13 protein-coding genes are annotated in these 16,976 nt (G+C 45.8%); 4 read left to right on the top strand and 9 right to left on the bottom strand.

Translation table 11 applies throughout. The features are described from left to right. Positions 1 to 24: 24 nt before the first annotated feature. Both recD2 and SP90_RS13340 read left to right on the top strand, forming a co-directional pair. Positions 25 to 2,226: an SF1B family DNA helicase RecD2 gene (gene recD2 / locus SP90_RS13345; protein ID WP_066857251.1), complete on the top strand. Its 2,202-nt coding sequence runs from the start codon at positions 25 to 27 to the stop codon at positions 2,224 to 2,226. 202 nt (positions 2,227 to 2,428) lie between these two features. Further along, positions 2,429 to 3,961 (top strand): response regulator, encoded by a 1,533-nt coding sequence (locus SP90_RS13340; protein WP_066857249.1) that lies wholly within the window; start codon positions 2,429 to 2,431, stop codon positions 3,959 to 3,961. 14 nt (positions 3,962 to 3,975) lie between these two features. Here SP90_RS13340 and SP90_RS13335 read toward each other — a convergent pair whose 3' ends face one another. The 4 genes from SP90_RS13335 to SP90_RS13320 all read right to left on the bottom strand — a co-directional run bounded on the left by SP90_RS13335 (position 3,976) and on the right by SP90_RS13320 (position 8,283). Next, entirely contained in the window at positions 3,976 to 5,187 is a 1,212-nt protein-coding gene (locus tag SP90_RS13335; protein WP_066857245.1) for an alkaline phosphatase family protein, read from the bottom strand. After that, on the bottom strand, positions 5,187 to 6,476 hold the full coding sequence (locus SP90_RS13330; protein ID WP_066857243.1) for a homoserine dehydrogenase: 1,290 nt from the start codon (positions 6,474 to 6,476) through the stop codon (positions 5,187 to 5,189). The genes SP90_RS13335 and SP90_RS13330 overlap by 1 nt, the downstream gene beginning before the upstream one ends. Next, positions 6,463 to 7,659 carry an aminotransferase class I/II-fold pyridoxal phosphate-dependent enzyme gene (locus tag SP90_RS13325; protein WP_066857240.1) on the bottom strand — a complete coding sequence of 399 codons (1,197 nt, stop codon included), beginning with the start codon at positions 7,657 to 7,659 and terminating at the stop codon, positions 6,463 to 6,465. The genes SP90_RS13330 and SP90_RS13325 overlap by 14 nt, the downstream gene beginning before the upstream one ends. A 276-nt stretch (positions 7,660 to 7,935) precedes the next feature. Then, positions 7,936 to 8,283, bottom strand: a complete 348-nt coding sequence (locus tag SP90_RS13320; RefSeq protein ID WP_066857238.1) for a DVU0772 family protein — start codon at positions 8,281 to 8,283, stop codon at positions 7,936 to 7,938. 853 nt (positions 8,284 to 9,136) lie between these two features. On the opposite strand from SP90_RS13320, the gene SP90_RS13315 reads away from it, so the two are divergent. Continuing rightward, positions 9,137 to 9,391 carry a hypothetical protein gene (locus tag SP90_RS13315; RefSeq protein WP_066857227.1) on the top strand — a complete coding sequence of 85 codons (255 nt, stop codon included), beginning with the start codon at positions 9,137 to 9,139 and terminating at the stop codon, positions 9,389 to 9,391. 705 nt (positions 9,392 to 10,096) lie between these two features. Here the strand turns inward: SP90_RS13315 and htpG are convergent. After that, complete coding sequence (gene htpG / locus SP90_RS13310) at positions 10,097 to 11,983, bottom strand: molecular chaperone HtpG (RefSeq protein WP_066857222.1); 1,887 nt, start codon at positions 11,981 to 11,983, stop codon at positions 10,097 to 10,099. A 209-nt stretch (positions 11,984 to 12,192) separates the two neighbouring features. Here htpG and panB point away from each other — a divergent pair, with 209 nt between their 5' ends. Next, a complete protein-coding gene (panB, locus tag SP90_RS13305; RefSeq protein WP_066857220.1) occupies positions 12,193 to 13,050 on the top strand; it encodes a 3-methyl-2-oxobutanoate hydroxymethyltransferase in 858 nt (285 codons plus the stop codon). Positions 13,051 to 13,394: 344 nt separating this feature from the next. Here panB and SP90_RS13300 read toward each other — a convergent pair whose 3' ends face one another. The 4 genes from SP90_RS13300 to SP90_RS13285 form a co-directional block, all read right to left on the bottom strand. Further along, a complete protein-coding gene (locus SP90_RS13300) occupies positions 13,395 to 14,042 on the bottom strand; it encodes a hypothetical protein (RefSeq protein WP_066857218.1) in 648 nt (215 codons plus the stop codon). An 11-nt stretch (positions 14,043 to 14,053) separates the two neighbouring features. Then, on the bottom strand, positions 14,054 to 14,497 hold the full coding sequence (locus tag SP90_RS13295) for an alanyl-tRNA editing protein (protein WP_066857216.1): 444 nt from the start codon (positions 14,495 to 14,497) through the stop codon (positions 14,054 to 14,056). A 117-nt stretch (positions 14,498 to 14,614) separates the two neighbouring features. Next, positions 14,615 to 15,733, bottom strand: a complete 1,119-nt coding sequence (locus SP90_RS13290) for a hypothetical protein (RefSeq protein WP_066857214.1) — start codon at positions 15,731 to 15,733, stop codon at positions 14,615 to 14,617. Between the two features lie 287 nt (positions 15,734 to 16,020). Beyond that, the gene (locus SP90_RS13285; protein WP_066857211.1) at positions 16,021 to 16,917 is read right to left on the bottom strand and encodes a DMT family transporter; all 897 of its coding nucleotides are present in this window, start codon (positions 16,915 to 16,917) and stop codon (positions 16,021 to 16,023) included. Positions 16,918 to 16,976 lie beyond the last annotated feature (59 nt).

The following is a 16,976-nucleotide window of genomic DNA, read 5'->3' as shown; positions in this document are numbered from 1 at the left end:
TATAACTGTCAGTACATGAGCAACATGCAACCAACCTTACCTACCGATACACAAAATTCGAACGCTGCCGAACTTAACGGTACACTGGAGCGGGTAGTCTTTCATAATGAAGAAAACGGCTACTCCGTGCTCAGATTTAAAACCTCAGCAGGTGATAATTATACTGTTGTAGGGAACATGGCAGACCCGCAAGTGGGAAGCTCTTTGAAGTTGACCGGCGAGTGGGTGGAGAATGCCAAGTTCGGCCGCCAGTTTAAAATGCTTACATATGAAACCAGCCTTCCGGCAGGAGTGGCTGGTATTCGTCATTATCTGGCATCCGGCCTCATTAAGGGAGTTGGCCCTAAGACTGCAGAACGTATTGTTGGTGCCTTCGGGGAAGACACGTTTGCTATTCTGGATAATGAGCCGGAGCGGCTTTCTACAGTGAAAGGTATCGGTAAACGTACAGCAAAGGGCATTCAGGAGGCATGGTCAGAACATCGTGGTATTCGTGATCTGATTATGTTTTTGCAGCCGCACGGTGTTTCGACAGCGTATGCGGTTCGCATTTACAAGTTTTATGGAAAGCATGCACTGAGTGTTGTGCAGGAGAATCCATACAGGCTTGCAATGGATATCAACGGAATCGGCTTTTTGACAGCAGACACCATTGCCCAGAAAATTGGGTTTGGGGTGGATTCACCACTGCGTGCAGAAGCTGGTACTCTGTACATGCTCACAAAAACGTCCGATGAAGGCCATGTGTATTTTCCACTTGATGGACTGGTGACCAAAACTTCTGACACGCTTAATATCCGTGCAGACTTGGTTGAAGATGCCATTGATACGTTGGAGCGAGAAGAACGGGTTATTGTTGAAGAGCTTTCCAACGGACAAGTAGCAGTCTATCGCAGTCGCTATTATGCTTATGAATCGGGTATTTCAACCTACATCAAAAAGATTCTTGGCTCTCCAAAAACTGTTCATATCCCTAATCCTGATGAAATCGTCGAAGATGTAGTTGAAAAACTAGGCATAAGCTTGGCTGAAGAACAGTTGGAAGCTGTGCATACTGCAGTACGCACTAAAATGATGGTGCTCACAGGTGGGCCGGGCACCGGTAAGACAACAATCACAAAAGCGATAGTGCAGGCATATAAAAAGCTTAAAGCTAAAATTTTGTTGTGCGCTCCTACAGGACGCGCTGCAAAACGTATGTTTGAAACTATCGGGGTGGAAGCAAAAACCATCCATCGTCTGTTGGAATATTCACCGCGTGAAGACGGTTTTCAGCGAAATGAAAATAACCCGCTAGCGTGTAGTCTGATAGTCATTGATGAATCATCGATGATGGACACCATGCTGATGTTTCATTTGCTTAAGGCCATTCCACTTGGAGCCACAGTCATTTTTGTGGGTGACGTACACCAGTTGCCGTCTGTAGGGCCGGGTAACGTGTTGAAAGACGTTATTTCTTCAGGCGTGGTGGATGTTGTTGAGTTGCATGAAGTTTTTCGTCAGGCGCAGGAGTCTGACATCATTACAAACGCGCACAAGATTAATGCAGGCGAAGTTCCGTTTTTGGAGTCATCAAAAGAGCGGTTATCCGATTTTTACTTTATCCGTCAGGATGACCCAGAACGTTGTGCAGCAATGATTGTGGATCTGGTAAAGAATCATATACCGCGTCGGTTCCGTTTTGATCCGATTGATCAGATTCAGGTACTGACTCCTATGCATAAAGGTTCTGCCGGTTCCGGCAATCTGAACAATCTGTTGCAGCAGGCTTTGAATCCGCAGCCGCTTTGTCTGAAGCGAGGCGACCGTGAATATCGTCTTGATGACAAAGTCATGCAGTTGCGTAATAACTATGATAAAGATGTTTTTAACGGAGATATCGGACGTATTTGTGTGGTGAACACAGAAGACAAAAAGCTTACGGTGCGTTTTGATGACGAAAAAAACGTTATTTATGACTTCAATGAACTGGATGAGCTGGTTCCGGCATACGCAATTTCTATTCACAAGTCTCAGGGCTCTGAATATCAGGCTGTTGTTATTCCGGTACTTACCCAGCATTACGTACTGCTACAGCGTAACCTTGTTTACACAGGGGTAACCCGCGGCAAAAAACTGGTTATTTTGGTGGGCTCTCCTAAAGCGCTGACGATGGCGATTAAGAACAATAAAATGCAAAAACGTTTTACTTACTTAGCACAACGGTTAAGCGAGTTTTTGCAATAAGCACTTTTTCATAGCAAGCTTTGTCGAAAATGAGAAAAATCCCTTTGGTTCGAGTGACTGGAGGGATTTTTTTATAACGGATTATTCTCATCTTTACAGTTCATTACGCCACTTAGTATGGTAGGCAGGAATTATAACCAAAGACAGAGTATCTGGGGATGCCTGACGACTGGATAAGCGTTGAAAATATCTGGAGTGAAGCGTGGTTGTTTCGACTAATGTGCTGACAATGGAAGATGATCCTGTTGTGCGGGAGACAATTGCGGCATACCTTACCGATGAAGGGTATAGTGTCACACAGGCTGAAAGCGGTTTGCAGGGACTTGCACTAATTAAAGAGAAAAATATTGATGCGATTTTGCTGGATTGGCGTCTTCCTGACATCTCCGGAGGAGAAGTACTGTCCAGACTTGCAAGTGTAAACCCTGCCATACCGGTTATCGTCGTTTCCGGTACTGATGAGGTTGAAGAGGTTATTATAGCCTTACAGCGTGGTGCATGGGATTACTTGCGCAAGCCGCTCATGAATATGGATGTTCTTATTGAGGCTATTGAACGAAATTTGACCCGTGCACAGCTGATGAAAGAAGCCGCTCTTGAAGGAGAGCATTTGAAGGAGCTTGTACGCAGCCGCACGGAAGAGCTGGAGCGGGCAAACGCATTACTGCGACGTGAAGCCAAGGAACGTAAAGAAGATGCGGTTGCATTGACCGAGAGCGAAGCCCGCTTCAGACAACTTGTCGAGACCGTTCGCGAAGTATTTTTTGTGCGTAATGCTGAGACTCGTGAATTTGTGTATGTGAGCCCCGCAGCGACGGAACTGTTCGGGCTTACCCCAGACCAGTTCGCGCTCAATTCAGAGCTGCTTGTCGATTTATTGCATCCTGAAGATCGTCCAGATGCTTTGAGCAGGCTCCCTCAAATCTACAGCAGTAGTTCGCCTGTAAGTTTCGAATACCGCTTTGTTGTGGGTAAGCAGCAGGTTGTTAAGTGGGTTGGATTTAGAATTTTTCCCGTTACGGATGCTCAGGGGGAAGTATATAGATATGTAGGTGTAGCGGAGGATATCACTGAGAGAAGGTATGCTCATGATGCCTTGTGTGCTTCTCTTCGTGAAAAAGATATTTTATTCAAGGAAGTGCACCACCGGGTTAAGAATAATCTGCAACTTGTTTCCAGCTTGTTGAGTTTACAGGCACAACGTATTTCTAATCTTGAGGACAAAGAGCGCTTCCTTGATTCCCAGAGGCGGATCCAGTCAATGACACTGGTTCATGAAGAACTGTACCGGACGGATGATCTTTCCTGTATTGATTTCAGCTACTATGTGGAGCAACTGGCACGGCGCATTGAGCAAGCCTTTTTATCACTTGTTCCTGTAGAGCTGGTTGTGGATCTGGAAAAAATTCATCTCTCAGTGGATACAGCAGTGCCTTGTGGGTTGATTTTGAATGAGCTTATTTCCAACGTATACAAGCATGCCTTTATCGGAAGAGATCGGGGCAGGTTATATCTTTTCTCAGAGCTGCGGGAAGGGAGCATTGTTCTTAAGGTTATTGATGACGGTGTAGGGTTTCCTGAAGATTTTGATATTGCAGAATCCAACTCGTTGGGGATGCAGGTCGTGCATGCACTTGTTGAGCAACTTTCTGCCTCACTTAAAATTACGTCATGCAGTGGAACCGAGTTTGAATTAACGTTCACTGATTCAAGTATGTGCTTGCTGCCGACATAGGTGAGTGGAATTAACTATAGCTTGAGTTTGGCGAGCAGCGAGAGAAGGAGTGTGTCTTTTGAAAGATGCACTCCTTTTTGACATTCTTTTTCTGTGAATCGTGCCACTTCGTTTTGTGCTGGCAGTGAGGGATGGTAGAGCACGAAAGGAACAGCTCCATGTGCATGCGATTTTGTTGCGGCGGGGGTAAGATGGTCTGCCGTCACCGCAATGCTTGCCTCCGGCATCTTGTCCATTAAGAGGGGGAGTAGCTCTGAATCAATCCGTTCAATAGCATCTTTTTTCCCTTCGCTGTCTCCCAGATGTCCGCAATGATCCGGTGCCTCAACATGAATAAAAGCGATGTCATTTTCCGGATGGCGCAAAAACTCTATTGCGGCACATGCTTTTGCCGCAAGGTCAGTGTCAGGACGTCCAGTGAAAGAGGAATCGGAAATTACATGCATAGAAGCCATGTGTCCAAGGCCGTGCAACAAGGGAACGCCAGAGATAATGCAGGCATTCACTCCGTGCATTGAATGAAAATCAGGCAATGAGTACGGGCTGCCTTGTCCCCATAGCCAGATCTGGTTTGCTTTCGCAGTATGTTTGCGCAATGCGGCTGACGCAGTCTGTATAAGCTGCTGCAGTTCAAGTGGATACCGAGCAATGTACGGTGGTAAAGGGGCTTGTTGCAGCATATGAGGCCCACAGATTGAGAATGCAGGTTGCCCTTTGGAGAGTCGTTGTTTGTCATGCGCTTGCAGCAGAGCACGTCCATTTTTTTGAATCAACAGGTGCCTGTAAGTGCTATTGGCAATGAAGGAACTGTTGGAAAAAGAAGTTTCAGACTGGGCACATGCATTATTGAGAATCTGTATAAGTGCTTCGCCTTCGACCTGAGTGATTGAAGATGCGCAGGGTTCTGTGATTTGAGTATCGGTGACGGAGCATAGTGTCACGCGCCAAATTAAATCATCAGGAGAAGCATTGATTTTAAGTGCAGCTGCTTCAATAGGTGCACGTCCTTGATGGAACTGTCTGGGATCGTAACCGAATAGCGACATATTTCCCACATCAGAGTCTGGATGGAAACCTTCGGGAATAGTATGGCAAAGACCCGCCACACTGTGGCGGGTCATAGAATCTAGAACTGGTGTCTTTGCGCGTTCCAGCGGCGTACCGTCGGGGCAAAGAGAGGGAGCATCTGCAGCGCCGTCAGCAATGCAGATGATACGTTTAGGCATTAGAGAATCCGGTAGAATACTGGCTCTTCAAGAACCAGTCCTTTTTCTTTCATTCCTTCCACTGCCTTGTGAACAGCTTCTGCTCGGGCTTCGTGAGTGAGGAATACAACTGCTGCTGTAGTTTCTGTACCGTCCTTCTGAATTGCCTGAGCAATTGAGATGTCTTCTTCGGCAAGGGAGCCGGCAAGATCACGAAGTACACCAGGAACATCTTTAACCATGACTCGGAAGTAGTACTTGGATGTAGCATCTTCCGGAGCAAGGATGTCTGCCAGAGGCGGAACCTGTTTTACATACCCTGTGTTGTTAGGGTTTGCACCACGGGCAATGGTGAGAATGTCACCCATTACAGCACTTGCTGTTGCAAGATCACCTGCACCCTGACCGTGCATGAAAATAGGCCCGCAGGCATTACCTTCAAGACGCACGGCATTGTATGCACCACCAACACGGGCAATAAGCAGCGTGTGGTGTACCAGCATAGGGAACACACCGGCTTCAATCTTTCCGTCTACATTACGAACCTGACCGAGCAGCTTTACGCGGTAGCCGAATTCGCGTGCAAATTCGATGTCCTTAGGATGAATTTTGGAAACACCGACAACTGGAAGATCTTTGAAAGGATATTCTACACCGAATGCAAGTCGTGTGAGCAGGCACAGCTTATGTGCGGCGTCAAAACCTTCAATATCCAGAGTCGGGTCTGCTTCAGCAAAACCAAGTTCTTGTGCAGCTTTCAAAGCAGTGTCAAAATCAAGCTGCTTGGTTGTCATTTCAGACAGGATGTAGTTTGCAGTCCCGTTAAGAATACCCACGAGACTTTGCACCTGATTACCTGCAAGGTTCTGCTTCAAGCTATCCAGAATCGGAATAGCACCACACACACTCGCTTCATAGGTGAGGTGCACGTTGTGTTCTTCTGCAAGAGCAAACAGATCATGACCGTCTTCAGCAAGCAATGCCTTGTTGGCGGTTACAATATGTTTTCCTGCCTTAATGGCATCTGCAATAAGTGTTTTTGCAGCAGCAATGCCACCAATAAGTTCTACAAGAACATCAACTTCTGGGTCATTCACAAGTACTTTGGGGTCATCTGTAAGGATAGTACCTTCAGGAAGGTCGGCCGCACGCGGCTTTGACAGGTCCCGTACAAGGACAGACTTTACAACAATCTCACGACCGGTGCGTGCAAGAATAGCTTCACGGTTCTCTTTGATAACTTTAAGAAGGCCACTGCCTACAGTACCGAAACCGGCAATGGCTAAAACGAGGGGGTTATTCCTTGGCACAAGTACATCCTTCTTTCTGGAAAAATTTTTTTATTCCACGACATGCCTGATTGATACGGTGCTCATTTTCAATAAGTGAGAAGCGAACATAATCGTCTCCGAAGTGTCCAAAACCAAGCCCCGGTGAAACAGCAACCTTTGCTTCGAGCAGGAGCTTTTTCGCAAATTCAACAGAACCTAGTTTTTTGAATGGCTCAGGAATTTCCGCCCATACAAACATGGTGGCCTTCGGTGAAGGAACATCCCATCCCGCACGCTGAAGACCGTCGATTAATGCATCACGGCGTTTTTGGTATACTTCGACTATTTCGTGCACACAATCATCAGGACCGTTTAGTGCAACAGTCGCAGCAATCTGAATTGGTTGGAAGATACCGTAATCAAGGTACGACTTGATTCTGGTAAGAGCATGGACAAGTTTTTTGTTACCGGCACAAAAACCCACACGCCAACCGGCCATAGAATAGCTTTTTGACATGGAATAAAATTCTACCCCTACATCTTTTGCGCCTTCAGCCTGAAGGAAACTCGGGGGAACATATCCGTCAAAAGTAAGATCTGCGTATGCCATGTCGTGGATAACATACACATTATGTTTTTTTGCCCAATCTACGACTTTTTGGAAAAATTCAGGAGTCGCAAGCTCAGTTGTCGGATTGTGCGGATAACTGAGCATGAGAACTTTTGGCTGCGGCCACGTCTGTTTCGTGGCTGTTGTCAAATCCTCAAAAAAATCTCGTCCCTTACCAATAGGAATCCTGCGTACATCTGCACCTGCAATAATAGCCGCATATGTATGGATAGGGTAGGTAGGGTCCGGAGCGAAAACTACATCACCCGGTGAGAGCATGGCAAGGGCGAGATGCGCAAGGCCTTCTTTAGCACCCATTGTTGCAATAGCTTCAGTTTCCGGGTCAAGGTAGACATTATATTTCCTTTGATACCAGTCACAAATGGCTTTACGCAAGTTCGGAATGCCCTTTGAGGCCGAGTAACGATGGTTAACACCTTTTTGCGCCGCCTCGGTGAGCTTGTCCACAATGTGGTCAGGGGTAGGCAAGTCGGGGTTGCCCATACCCATATCGATGACGTCGATGTTTTGATGACGCAGTTCCATTTTTAAATCATTAACAACTGCGAATACATAGGGTGGTAATCTGTCGATTCTTGGGAATTCATTCATAGCGCATAGTTCCTCTAGGCATTTTCATTTTTCGCTAGAGTACATATACGTGCTGCGCCTGTAAAGCCAATGTGTACAGGGCTTTTAGAGGAAAGTATGATTTTTTGTGATTTTATGAGCAAAAAAATAACAAAAAAATGAAAAAAATATCAAAAAAAAATTAAATAAAAAAGAAAACACAAAAAAAGGACCGATAGCAGCCCCGATGATGCTACCGGTCCAGGGAATTACCACCAGTATTCATAATCTAAATGAATGAGTGGTAAGGAGGTCGAGTTATTTTTCGTAAAGCTCTTTTTTGAGCCACTTTTTAATCTCAGGTGTAGGTTCAAATAAGCCTTTCAAGTCGCCGTATTCAGCGAGGAAGGCATTTGCGACACGTGGTGGAAGCGGTACTTCTATAAGATCAATTGCTGCTTCAGAGTTGCGGCGTACGAGCCGTACAACAGGTTGATCACCCCATGTGTCTACTACAAAATATGTTGAGTAATCTGATTTAGAGCGTACGGGAGGGTACTCGGCATGCCAGTCGTTGTTCCCCCACTCAAGGTACATTGTTACAGCATGTTCGGGGCTCATGTTCCAGTCAATCTGTAAATCGCTGAATTGTGATAGGTTGCTCATGGTTCCTCCAATATAATCAAACGCTATATTTTCCAGTCCTATTCTATTTCGGGTAAGTAGCGGGGAGAACTGCCACACTCCCCCCGCTATATTCTGCCTGTGAAGGTAAGGAATGTTTTTCTTCGTGTTGATTTAATAGTAACTATTACCAAATAAGAGTCAAGAGAAAAAATAGAATAAATTTAAATATAATGAATTCGGTGTGTTGATGAGGTTTTTTTAGGGAGCTTTATAAGGTACCGCTACAATTACTTAGTCCCACTAAGAAGTGGTGGAAGCATGACTGGGGTGGCGGATCGAGAATGAGATCTATAGGTACCCACAGCGCCGTAAAGAAGAGACTCATCAATATAAAATAATGCACTTTTCAATTTTGCTGGGCTAAACAGGAACTATATATAATTAATCTGTCGCGCTCATTCAGAGAGTTCGAGTGAATCTTCTGTTTTTGCTGTGGGCTACAGATTGTTGAATGTAGTATTTTGTGAATGATGGCTATTGCCAGCTTCGCAGTGTGCTGCAGTGTACGATAAAAAGACGAAAAGGAATGTAGTAAAGAATATTTGCATAGTAAAAAGTAAGTTTTGCCACCGTAATATTGGTTTTGGTGTGGTATTAGGTACATGATGGAGATACACAAAACAGTACGAACTGAATGGTCAAACAGTATTAATAGCTTGACCTTGTATTGGTTTTATGTGTTTATAGCGTCGCTGGAGAAGTCCTCTCTCTCTATAGATGTTGCTTTGTGGGTCGAAGCGCATCATGTAGGTTGAGGCAATGAGTACGCTCCCACCGTGAGAGGTGGCCATCATGCTGATTGCTGAATCCTGTAGAGTCAACGGAGGTTGTCATGAAACCAGTGAAATTCGCAAAGCCTGAACAGTACGCAGACCATTTCTTTGCAACTGCAGAAAGTTTAGGTGTTAAGTTCACCCAGTCAGGTAATATTGTTACTGACGGTGGAAAGAACATTTCCAAAGGCAAAGTTGCCACCATTTATCGCCGTTATGGTGATGAATGTCATGTTTGCCCGAGCTGTGAATTTAAGAATGACTCTAAAGGACTTAAGCATTTTCGGATGATAGCGGAGAAGGCTTTGGGCTAGAGACCTTTCTCCCGTCTATGTGATTTTGTAGCATGATCGGTGTCCGCCGCTGCCCCCGCAGCGGCGGACTTTTTTTGTGCAATCAATTTGCAATACTGACTGAATTATTTGGAGAAAAGGTTGTATTGGTACAACCAATTCAACTGTTTTTAGAAAAATGGTTGGTACCCTCTGAAACTGGTAGGAAACTTTTTTCTTCTATAATGTATTGAAAATATTTACAAATGTGGAGTGGTGAAAAGTTTTTTCGCAACGGAGCAAAAAAAAGGATGACATAGATTTTAGGGAGAGATGGACGAAAAAAAACTGGCTGTGTAGGTTGACGTTACTTGTTGTGGCAACTGATACGGCAAGTCTCTTCCTTTGTAGAAGGAAATTGTGTTGTCTTGATGCCAGACCTCTTTGAGGGATGTGCATCAGCTCTTAGGAAAAGACCGGCATCTTTTGTTAAGAGTTATGGTCTGATGGTAGTGCTTCAGATCAGGAGAGGAGTTTTGGCGAATGATCCTCTCACCGTTTGCAGAAAATTCTGCACACCGATATGGCAATCGGTTAAGAATCGGCGCTTCACAGTGGTATGTGAAACGCCGTTTTTTTTATGCCTGATTGGTAGCAGCAACGTCGCAAGTGTTGCCACGTGCCCTTTCTTTTGAGGGTGGGCACAAAAAAGCGGCAAGCTGTTGCCTGCCGCCTATGCGAGTCTGTTTAGATTTTTTTAATTTCTGAGTACCAGCTGCCAGCTTTTTCAAGAATGTCGTTGATACGCGAAACCATTGCGTGCGGGTCTTTGAGGTATCCTTCCAGTAGGAGGGAGGACTCAAAAAGCTGCTCAACAGTTTCTTTAACCAGTGCATCGTCTTTGTCTGATTTATAGATGCGGAGCAGGTTGCGGACGATAGGATGATCAGCATTCAGTTCGAATACTTTTTTCGGAATGGATTCATCCTGATTCATCATGCGCATGATTTTTTCCATGGATGATGTCGCACCGTCAGGGCTGCTGAGCACTGCTGGAGAGCCTGAAAGGCGTTCTGACAATCGAACTTCCGTTACTTTGTCACCCAGAAGAGTTTTGATGTGCGCAAGAAGATCGCTTAAGGTTGCGGTCTCTTCATCTGAAAGTTCTTCAGTTTTTTCTTTCTTAACTACGTCAGGAAAATCTTTCAGACTGTCAGGATTCACTGTTTCTGCTGCTACCAGATCAAATTCTTCGAATTTGCCAAGGTTATCCATAACAAATTCATCAACAGGCTCAAATAAGAAGAGAACTTCAATCCCTTTGCGGGTGAAGATTTCCAGATGCGGATTCAGCTTGGCTGCTTCACGGCTGGTTGAAGAAATATAGTAGATGGATTTCTGACCTTCTTTTGCGCGTTCAATGTACTCTTCCAAAGAGGTGAGTTCGTCTGCAGTTTCGTGCGTAGATGTGTTGAAGCGTAAAAGTTTTGCAAAACGGTCACGGTTTGCGTAATCGCTGTATCCGAGACGGAATATTTTACCATGCACATTCCAGAACTCTTTGTAGGCATCAGCATCATTTTTCGCTGTGCGTTCAAGGTGAGAAAGAATCTGCTTGGTTACGGTCTGGTTGATTTTACGGATGAGAACATTTTCCTGTAATGTTTCGCGGGAAATGTTCAACGGAAGATCTTCTGTATCCACAACACCTTTCACAAAGGAAAGGTAGTCAGGGAGCAGGTCTTTACATTCGCGCTGAATGAGTACGCGACGTACATACAGGTCAAGGCCGTAATCATCACGGCCGATGCTGTTTAAATCGCGTCCGAATGTCGGGATGAATGCAAGGCTGGTGAACTGCACTGGTGCATCAACTGCGCTGTGGATAGTCGCTAAAGGTTCTTTGTCATCAAAGGTAAGATAGTTATAGAACTCTTTGTATTGCTCTTTGGAAATAGAGCTTTTAGGTTCACGCCATAACGCAGGAGTAGTGTTCTGGTGTTCTCCGTTAAGGTAGATAGGGAACGGGATAAAGCTGGAGTGCTGTTTGAGTGCAGTCTGCAGCCGGAATGTTTCGAGAAACTCCTTAGCATCATCTTTAACGTGGATAGTGATCATTGTACCACGTTCAGGTGCTTCTTCTGCCGATGTTATCTCAAAAGCACCAAGACCGTCTGATTTCCAGGTAAATGCTTCTGCACCCGGTTTATAGCTGCGGGTGGTGACTGTAACATTGTCTGAAATCATGAACACAGAGTAGAACCCTACACCGAAGCGACCGATGATGTTGCTTGCAGAGTCTTTGCTTTCTGCAAGCTCTGCAAGAAAGCGTTCTGAGCCGGAACGGGCAATGGTACCCAGATTATCTACCAGCTCATCTTTGCTCATGCCGATACCGGTATCAGTAACGGTGATGATGCCTGCATCTTTATCAATAGCAATATTGATGGAAGCTTCTAGTTCCGGTGCCGAAATATCTTCACCTTTGGCTTCTGCAAAACGAAGTTTATCAAGTGCGTCAGATGCGTTTGAAACCAGTTCGCGAAGGAAAATCTCACGGTTGGTGTACAGAGAATGTGTGATAATATGAAGAAGCTTTCTAACTTCAGTCTTAAATTCATATGATTGTGACATACGAAGAGGCTCCTGTAGAGTTCATAAAAGATTGAAACAATAACTAGGCCAATAATAAATCAGAATTTGCTAAGGTCAAGACTCGTTGCGAAAATGTCTGTAACGCAATAGGTGATACTGGCTTTTACCCGTGATAATTAGAACTTAGCGTGATACTTTTTCTTTATATATTGAGTAAAGTATCCCCCATGCACATAAAAGGAGCGACTATGAGCAAACACACAGCCGGAACAGGAGTGAAGCCTGTTACTTCCTTGGATATCAGGCAGAGTAAGGGTGACCGTAAACTTACTATGCTGACCGCTTACGACTACTCTTCGGCTACGCTTGTGGACGAATGTGATATAGACATGATTCTTGTCGGGGATTCTCTGGGCATGGTCATGCTTGGCAGAGAAGATACTATCAGCGTGACTGTCGACGAAATGGTGCATCATACCAGAGCGGTTGTACGAGGGACAAAGCGTGCGCTTGTTATCGCTGATATGCCGTTTATGTCCTATGAGACAGGTGTTGAGGATGCCATGCGCAATGCTGCACGCCTGTTTCAGGAAGGCGGGGCTCGTGCTGTGAAGCTTGAGGGTGGACATACTGTAGTGCCTCAGGTTCAGGCGCTGGTGAATGCTGGAATACCGGTAGTCGGTCATATCGGGTTGACCCCGCAGCGGGTAGCAAGCCTAGGTGGATTTAAAGTGCAGGGGAAAACAGCAGAAGCTGCCAATGCCCTTCTTGAAGAGGCTAAAGCTCTTGAAGCTGCCGGTGTATTCTGCCTCGTTCTGGAGGCTATTCCAGCTCCTATTGCAGCCCGTATTACTCAGGAGTTAACGATCCCGACAATCGGCATCGGCGCTGGTGCGGACTGTGACGGCCAAGTGCTTGTCTTCCATGATCTGCTCGGACTTTTTGATCGCTTTGTGCCCAAGTTTGTTAAACAGTATGGTAACTTGCGAGAAGTGGCTGCCTCCGCAATCAGTGACTATAAACGCGAAGTAGAAGACGGAAGTTTCCCTGCTTCTGAACATTCGTTTGCCATGCCAGAGCATGAGAAAGAAAAATTTGAAAAGTAATGTTAGTTGATGCTGCCTCTGGTTGGTCTCCGACGGGCAGGCGGGCTCTGCCCCCTGCACCCCCGCAAGGGGACGCGTCCCCTTGACCCCGTTTATACGCGTTTTCAATCTGTGTATTCTCTTGTTGGAAGCCGCGAACACGCTATCTTTCCGTTATTAAAATAAAAAGGGTTGGCCTCGAGTATGAGACCAACCCTTTTATAGTTAGAGAAAGATAGTGGTGTGAAAGCAGCCGGTTTAGATGAAAAACGGGCTGGTAGCGCATATAAAGTTTCTGGAGGTTCTTAAGAACCTCTGGACGCCGAAGGCATCCCGCTGATGAGTACGGTTGAAGGTGCTGTCAGTTAGAAAGCTGGTTCGTACTCAAGAAATTCAGAAAGCTTGTAACCGGAATATTCCTGACAGTTGTTGCCGAAGCATTCGGATGCGCTCAGTACGGTTGCAGTGAGTGTTCTGCCTGGCTGAACATCCCGCACAAGGAGCAGTCTGGTTGATGTTTCCGGTTGTACCAGAGATTCAAAGGAATAGAGCACCAGCCAGTCTTTGCTGCCGGTATTCTCCCAATCCAGAATGGCGAGAAGTTTTAGGGTCTCTTTGCTGAATTCATTAGATATTGTGAGCTCAGTTCCCCGATGAACCGTTTTTTGTCCGGAGGAGGGCATTGCAGCGTATGTTGTGCCGTTTATGGGCAGACTGTGCTGCTCGCCTGTCCAGAGGAAGTTCAGCGAGAGATTGTTATACGCTGTTTTGCTGAATTGCTTCGGGGAATAGTAGTCGAGAGCAGAGCTTTTTTGCGGTTCGTAGTATATAACATCGGACGGAAGTTTGTCCTGTAGCTCTTCAGGCAGATCACGCGTCGCGGAAAAGTATTTGTCAGAAACAACCGTTGCAGGTTCACCAAACATCGGGAGAGAGCGGATGCATCCCGTGCTTAAAGTCATGAATAAGCAGAGCAGGCAACAGTGCAGGATGGTGGAATTTCGTGGGGACATTGTATCCTCGTCTATTCAGCTGGTTTGCATTTAAAGCGGATACGCAGGCGTCCGTCTTCATAATCGTATGAGTTTATGATGAACTCACCGATCTCTGAAGTGTTGGACACGTGCTCACCGATGCATGGGCAACTGTCATAGTCACCTATATGCACAATGCGGATGGTGGTGATGTCATCAGAAGGGAGTCGGGACAGATTAAAGCGCTTTTGCGCTTCTTCAATTGGGAGAATCTCTTCTTGCACATCTAGATTACGCTTAAGCTGATCATTGACTGCTGATTGAAGTGCGACAGCCTCAAGGTCAGTCAAAGGGCGATCGAAGGTATAGTCACATTTAGACTTCTTTGTGTTGATGTGCGCAGAATAACAGCGGTCGCACCCGAACATGCTGACCATCGTTCCATTGAGAATATGTTCTGCTGTATGCATATGAGGAACGTAGCTTTTTGCCATAGTGACCCCTTCTGTCTGTTGAGTGAAAAAAATGTTGTGCCTGAAGAAAGATAGGCGCGTCAAATTTTACAGATAAAAAAAGCCGCACAGGGTGCGGCTTATAGATTGCGGGTTAACTTATAGATTTTTTTGAGCATCCATGGCGTCTGCAAGATCAAGCAGCTTGTCCTGAATGGTCATCATAACCTCTTTAGGGTTTGAAAGATCTTTGCTGCGTCTGAATACCCATGAAGCAATATACAGGTTGGTCTGGTCATCCTGTGCCTTTGTCCACTTGAATTTGCGGATCATATCGGCAAGTGCTGTTTTATGGTCTTCACGGGAACGGATTGCTTCTTCATAAGCGGTGCCTTCAGCTTTCATTTTGCGTTCCGCAGCATCTGTTACTGACTGGGTGGATTTCATTTCTTTTGAAACCTGATAGTCGTGCAGTGCAGACTGGAAGCGCTGGTTTGCTGCCAGTGTCTCGCGTTCAGATTCAAGCCAGACTCCGATGTCGTTCATGGCGGAGTCCACCTTTGCACAGCTCTTAATTACACCGGCTGTCGCACGTAATTGAGTGGCGGCAACGGTGTAAAATGCGTCGCGTTCTTCTTGGGTCAGAAGGCGTTCTGTGCCGTCAAAGGAGCGCTTTGCTGTATTAATCTCGGTAGTGACAGCATTCATAAAGCGTTCTTTGTATAGAGCGTACAGCGCACTGATCATTGTCGGACGTAACGCATAGCGCATTACAGAACGTCTTCCTACAGCTAAGTCATCGCCGCTCCATGACAGGCCGGTCATTTCGACGCCGTAATGAACGTTAATAACCTTCGCGTCTAGCAGGGTGGAGTAACCCGCTGCTGCTGAATCGCTTCCCTTAGGGTGGTATGACTTAACAATAAGACGTGATAAATCAGTAATAAAAGAAGGACGGACGACGCTGTCTTCTGTCACTTTTTTAATTACGGGAGTTGGTTCTACTTTAGTGCCTGAAGTGGATTCAGGAGAAGATGATATATTTGCGTTAGTGCCGCTTTCTGTTTGAGGCACCTGTGTTTCCGCATTGGCTGGTCGTAACGGGATACGTACTTGTGTTGTTACGTCTCCGCCCGGCTCGAGTTGTCTTTCTGTCTCGGCAATTTCGGGTTCAAATGTCCATAGACCTGTGAGAACGATTGCGAGAATGACAAGCGCGACCCAAAGTGCTCGCTTAAGATTGGTATGCTGTTTTTTTGGCGCTTTTGTATTGGACATGATACCCCCCTTGGGAATCATAAACTTGGTTATCCCCGAAAAAACGTCCACCCTGTTGTAGTGTTATGAGAGTGTAATGTTTGTATGACTCAAGGCCATACTGAATACAGAGTATGGCGTATTCAGCCTAGGTAGCATTAAGGTGTATCGATGTGAAGTCTTATTCTACCCATAAAATCCAAAGTATAATTTGTAATATGCTGAAATTATAACAGAGGGAAAAGTTTCTTTTTATACCTTGCAGCTTGTAGGAATAGATAAATCTACAAGTTATACATGGTTGGAAGCTACACAGAATTTTTTGCAGCAGAAAGTGCAGATTTTTTCGTTTTTGACGGAATTCGTGCAATGATGATGACTGCGCTGATGACCATAGCGCCACCAAGGTATGCAGAGGCCGTAAGTTGTTCATTCCACCACAGCACAGCAATGGCAGCGGCTATCACTGGCTCAATATTGGCGATAATTGCGGCCTGTGTGGCTTCCAAGCGTTTAAGGCCTGCACAGTATGCATAGTAGGCAAGGTAGGTGCAAAGGAACGCGAGCGCGACAATTACAATAAGTTTTGCGTGCGAATAGGCACTGAATGTTACCCACGGTAGCAGACCCAGCGCACCGGCAGGAAGGCACCATGCATAGAGTGTCGCGGGTGCATAGTTTTTGAGGAATGTTTTTCCAAAGATGAAGTGGAGCGAATATGTGAAGCCGGACAGTAGTCCGAAGAAAATACCGGTAAGAGGCAACGAAACATCCGTTCCCTGTCCGCTGAAGCAGACTAATCCTGTACCGAACAGGGCTATGCCAAGCGCAGTCAGTTTGGCTGGAGAAAGCAGTTCGTTAAACAGTATTCGGGAGAAAATGGCTACCCATATAGGGGCTGTGTAAAGCAGAATTGCGGAGACAGCTGCTCCTGCGTGCTTAATCGCGATTTGGTAGGAACCAAAAAATATGGATATGCCCATAACGCCGAACACGAGAAAAACTGGAATATCCTTGCGTTGTACAGCAAGTGTTCCGTGCTTTGCTGAATGCAGGAGAAAAAATACAGCGCCGAGGCCTGCTCGCCAGAAGGCAAGCTCATGTGGTGTGATGCCATCTTGGAGTCCGTATTTTGAAATAGGGCCAAGTAATCCCCATAGCGTAGCAGCAGCCAGAATCTGTAAGTACCCGATATAGTTTTTCATAGCCCCTCCGGTGCGCATGTATAGCATGGAAAAAAATGTTGAGTAAGTGGAAATTCACT

The sequence above is a fragment of the Halodesulfovibrio spirochaetisodalis genome, assembly GCF_001672295.1.
Taxonomy (GTDB): Bacteria; Desulfobacterota; Desulfovibrionia; order Desulfovibrionales; family Desulfovibrionaceae; genus Halodesulfovibrio; species Halodesulfovibrio spirochaetisodalis.
The sequence above is the reverse complement of the archived record's forward strand: the minus strand, read 5'-3'. Positions and strand labels throughout refer to the sequence as shown.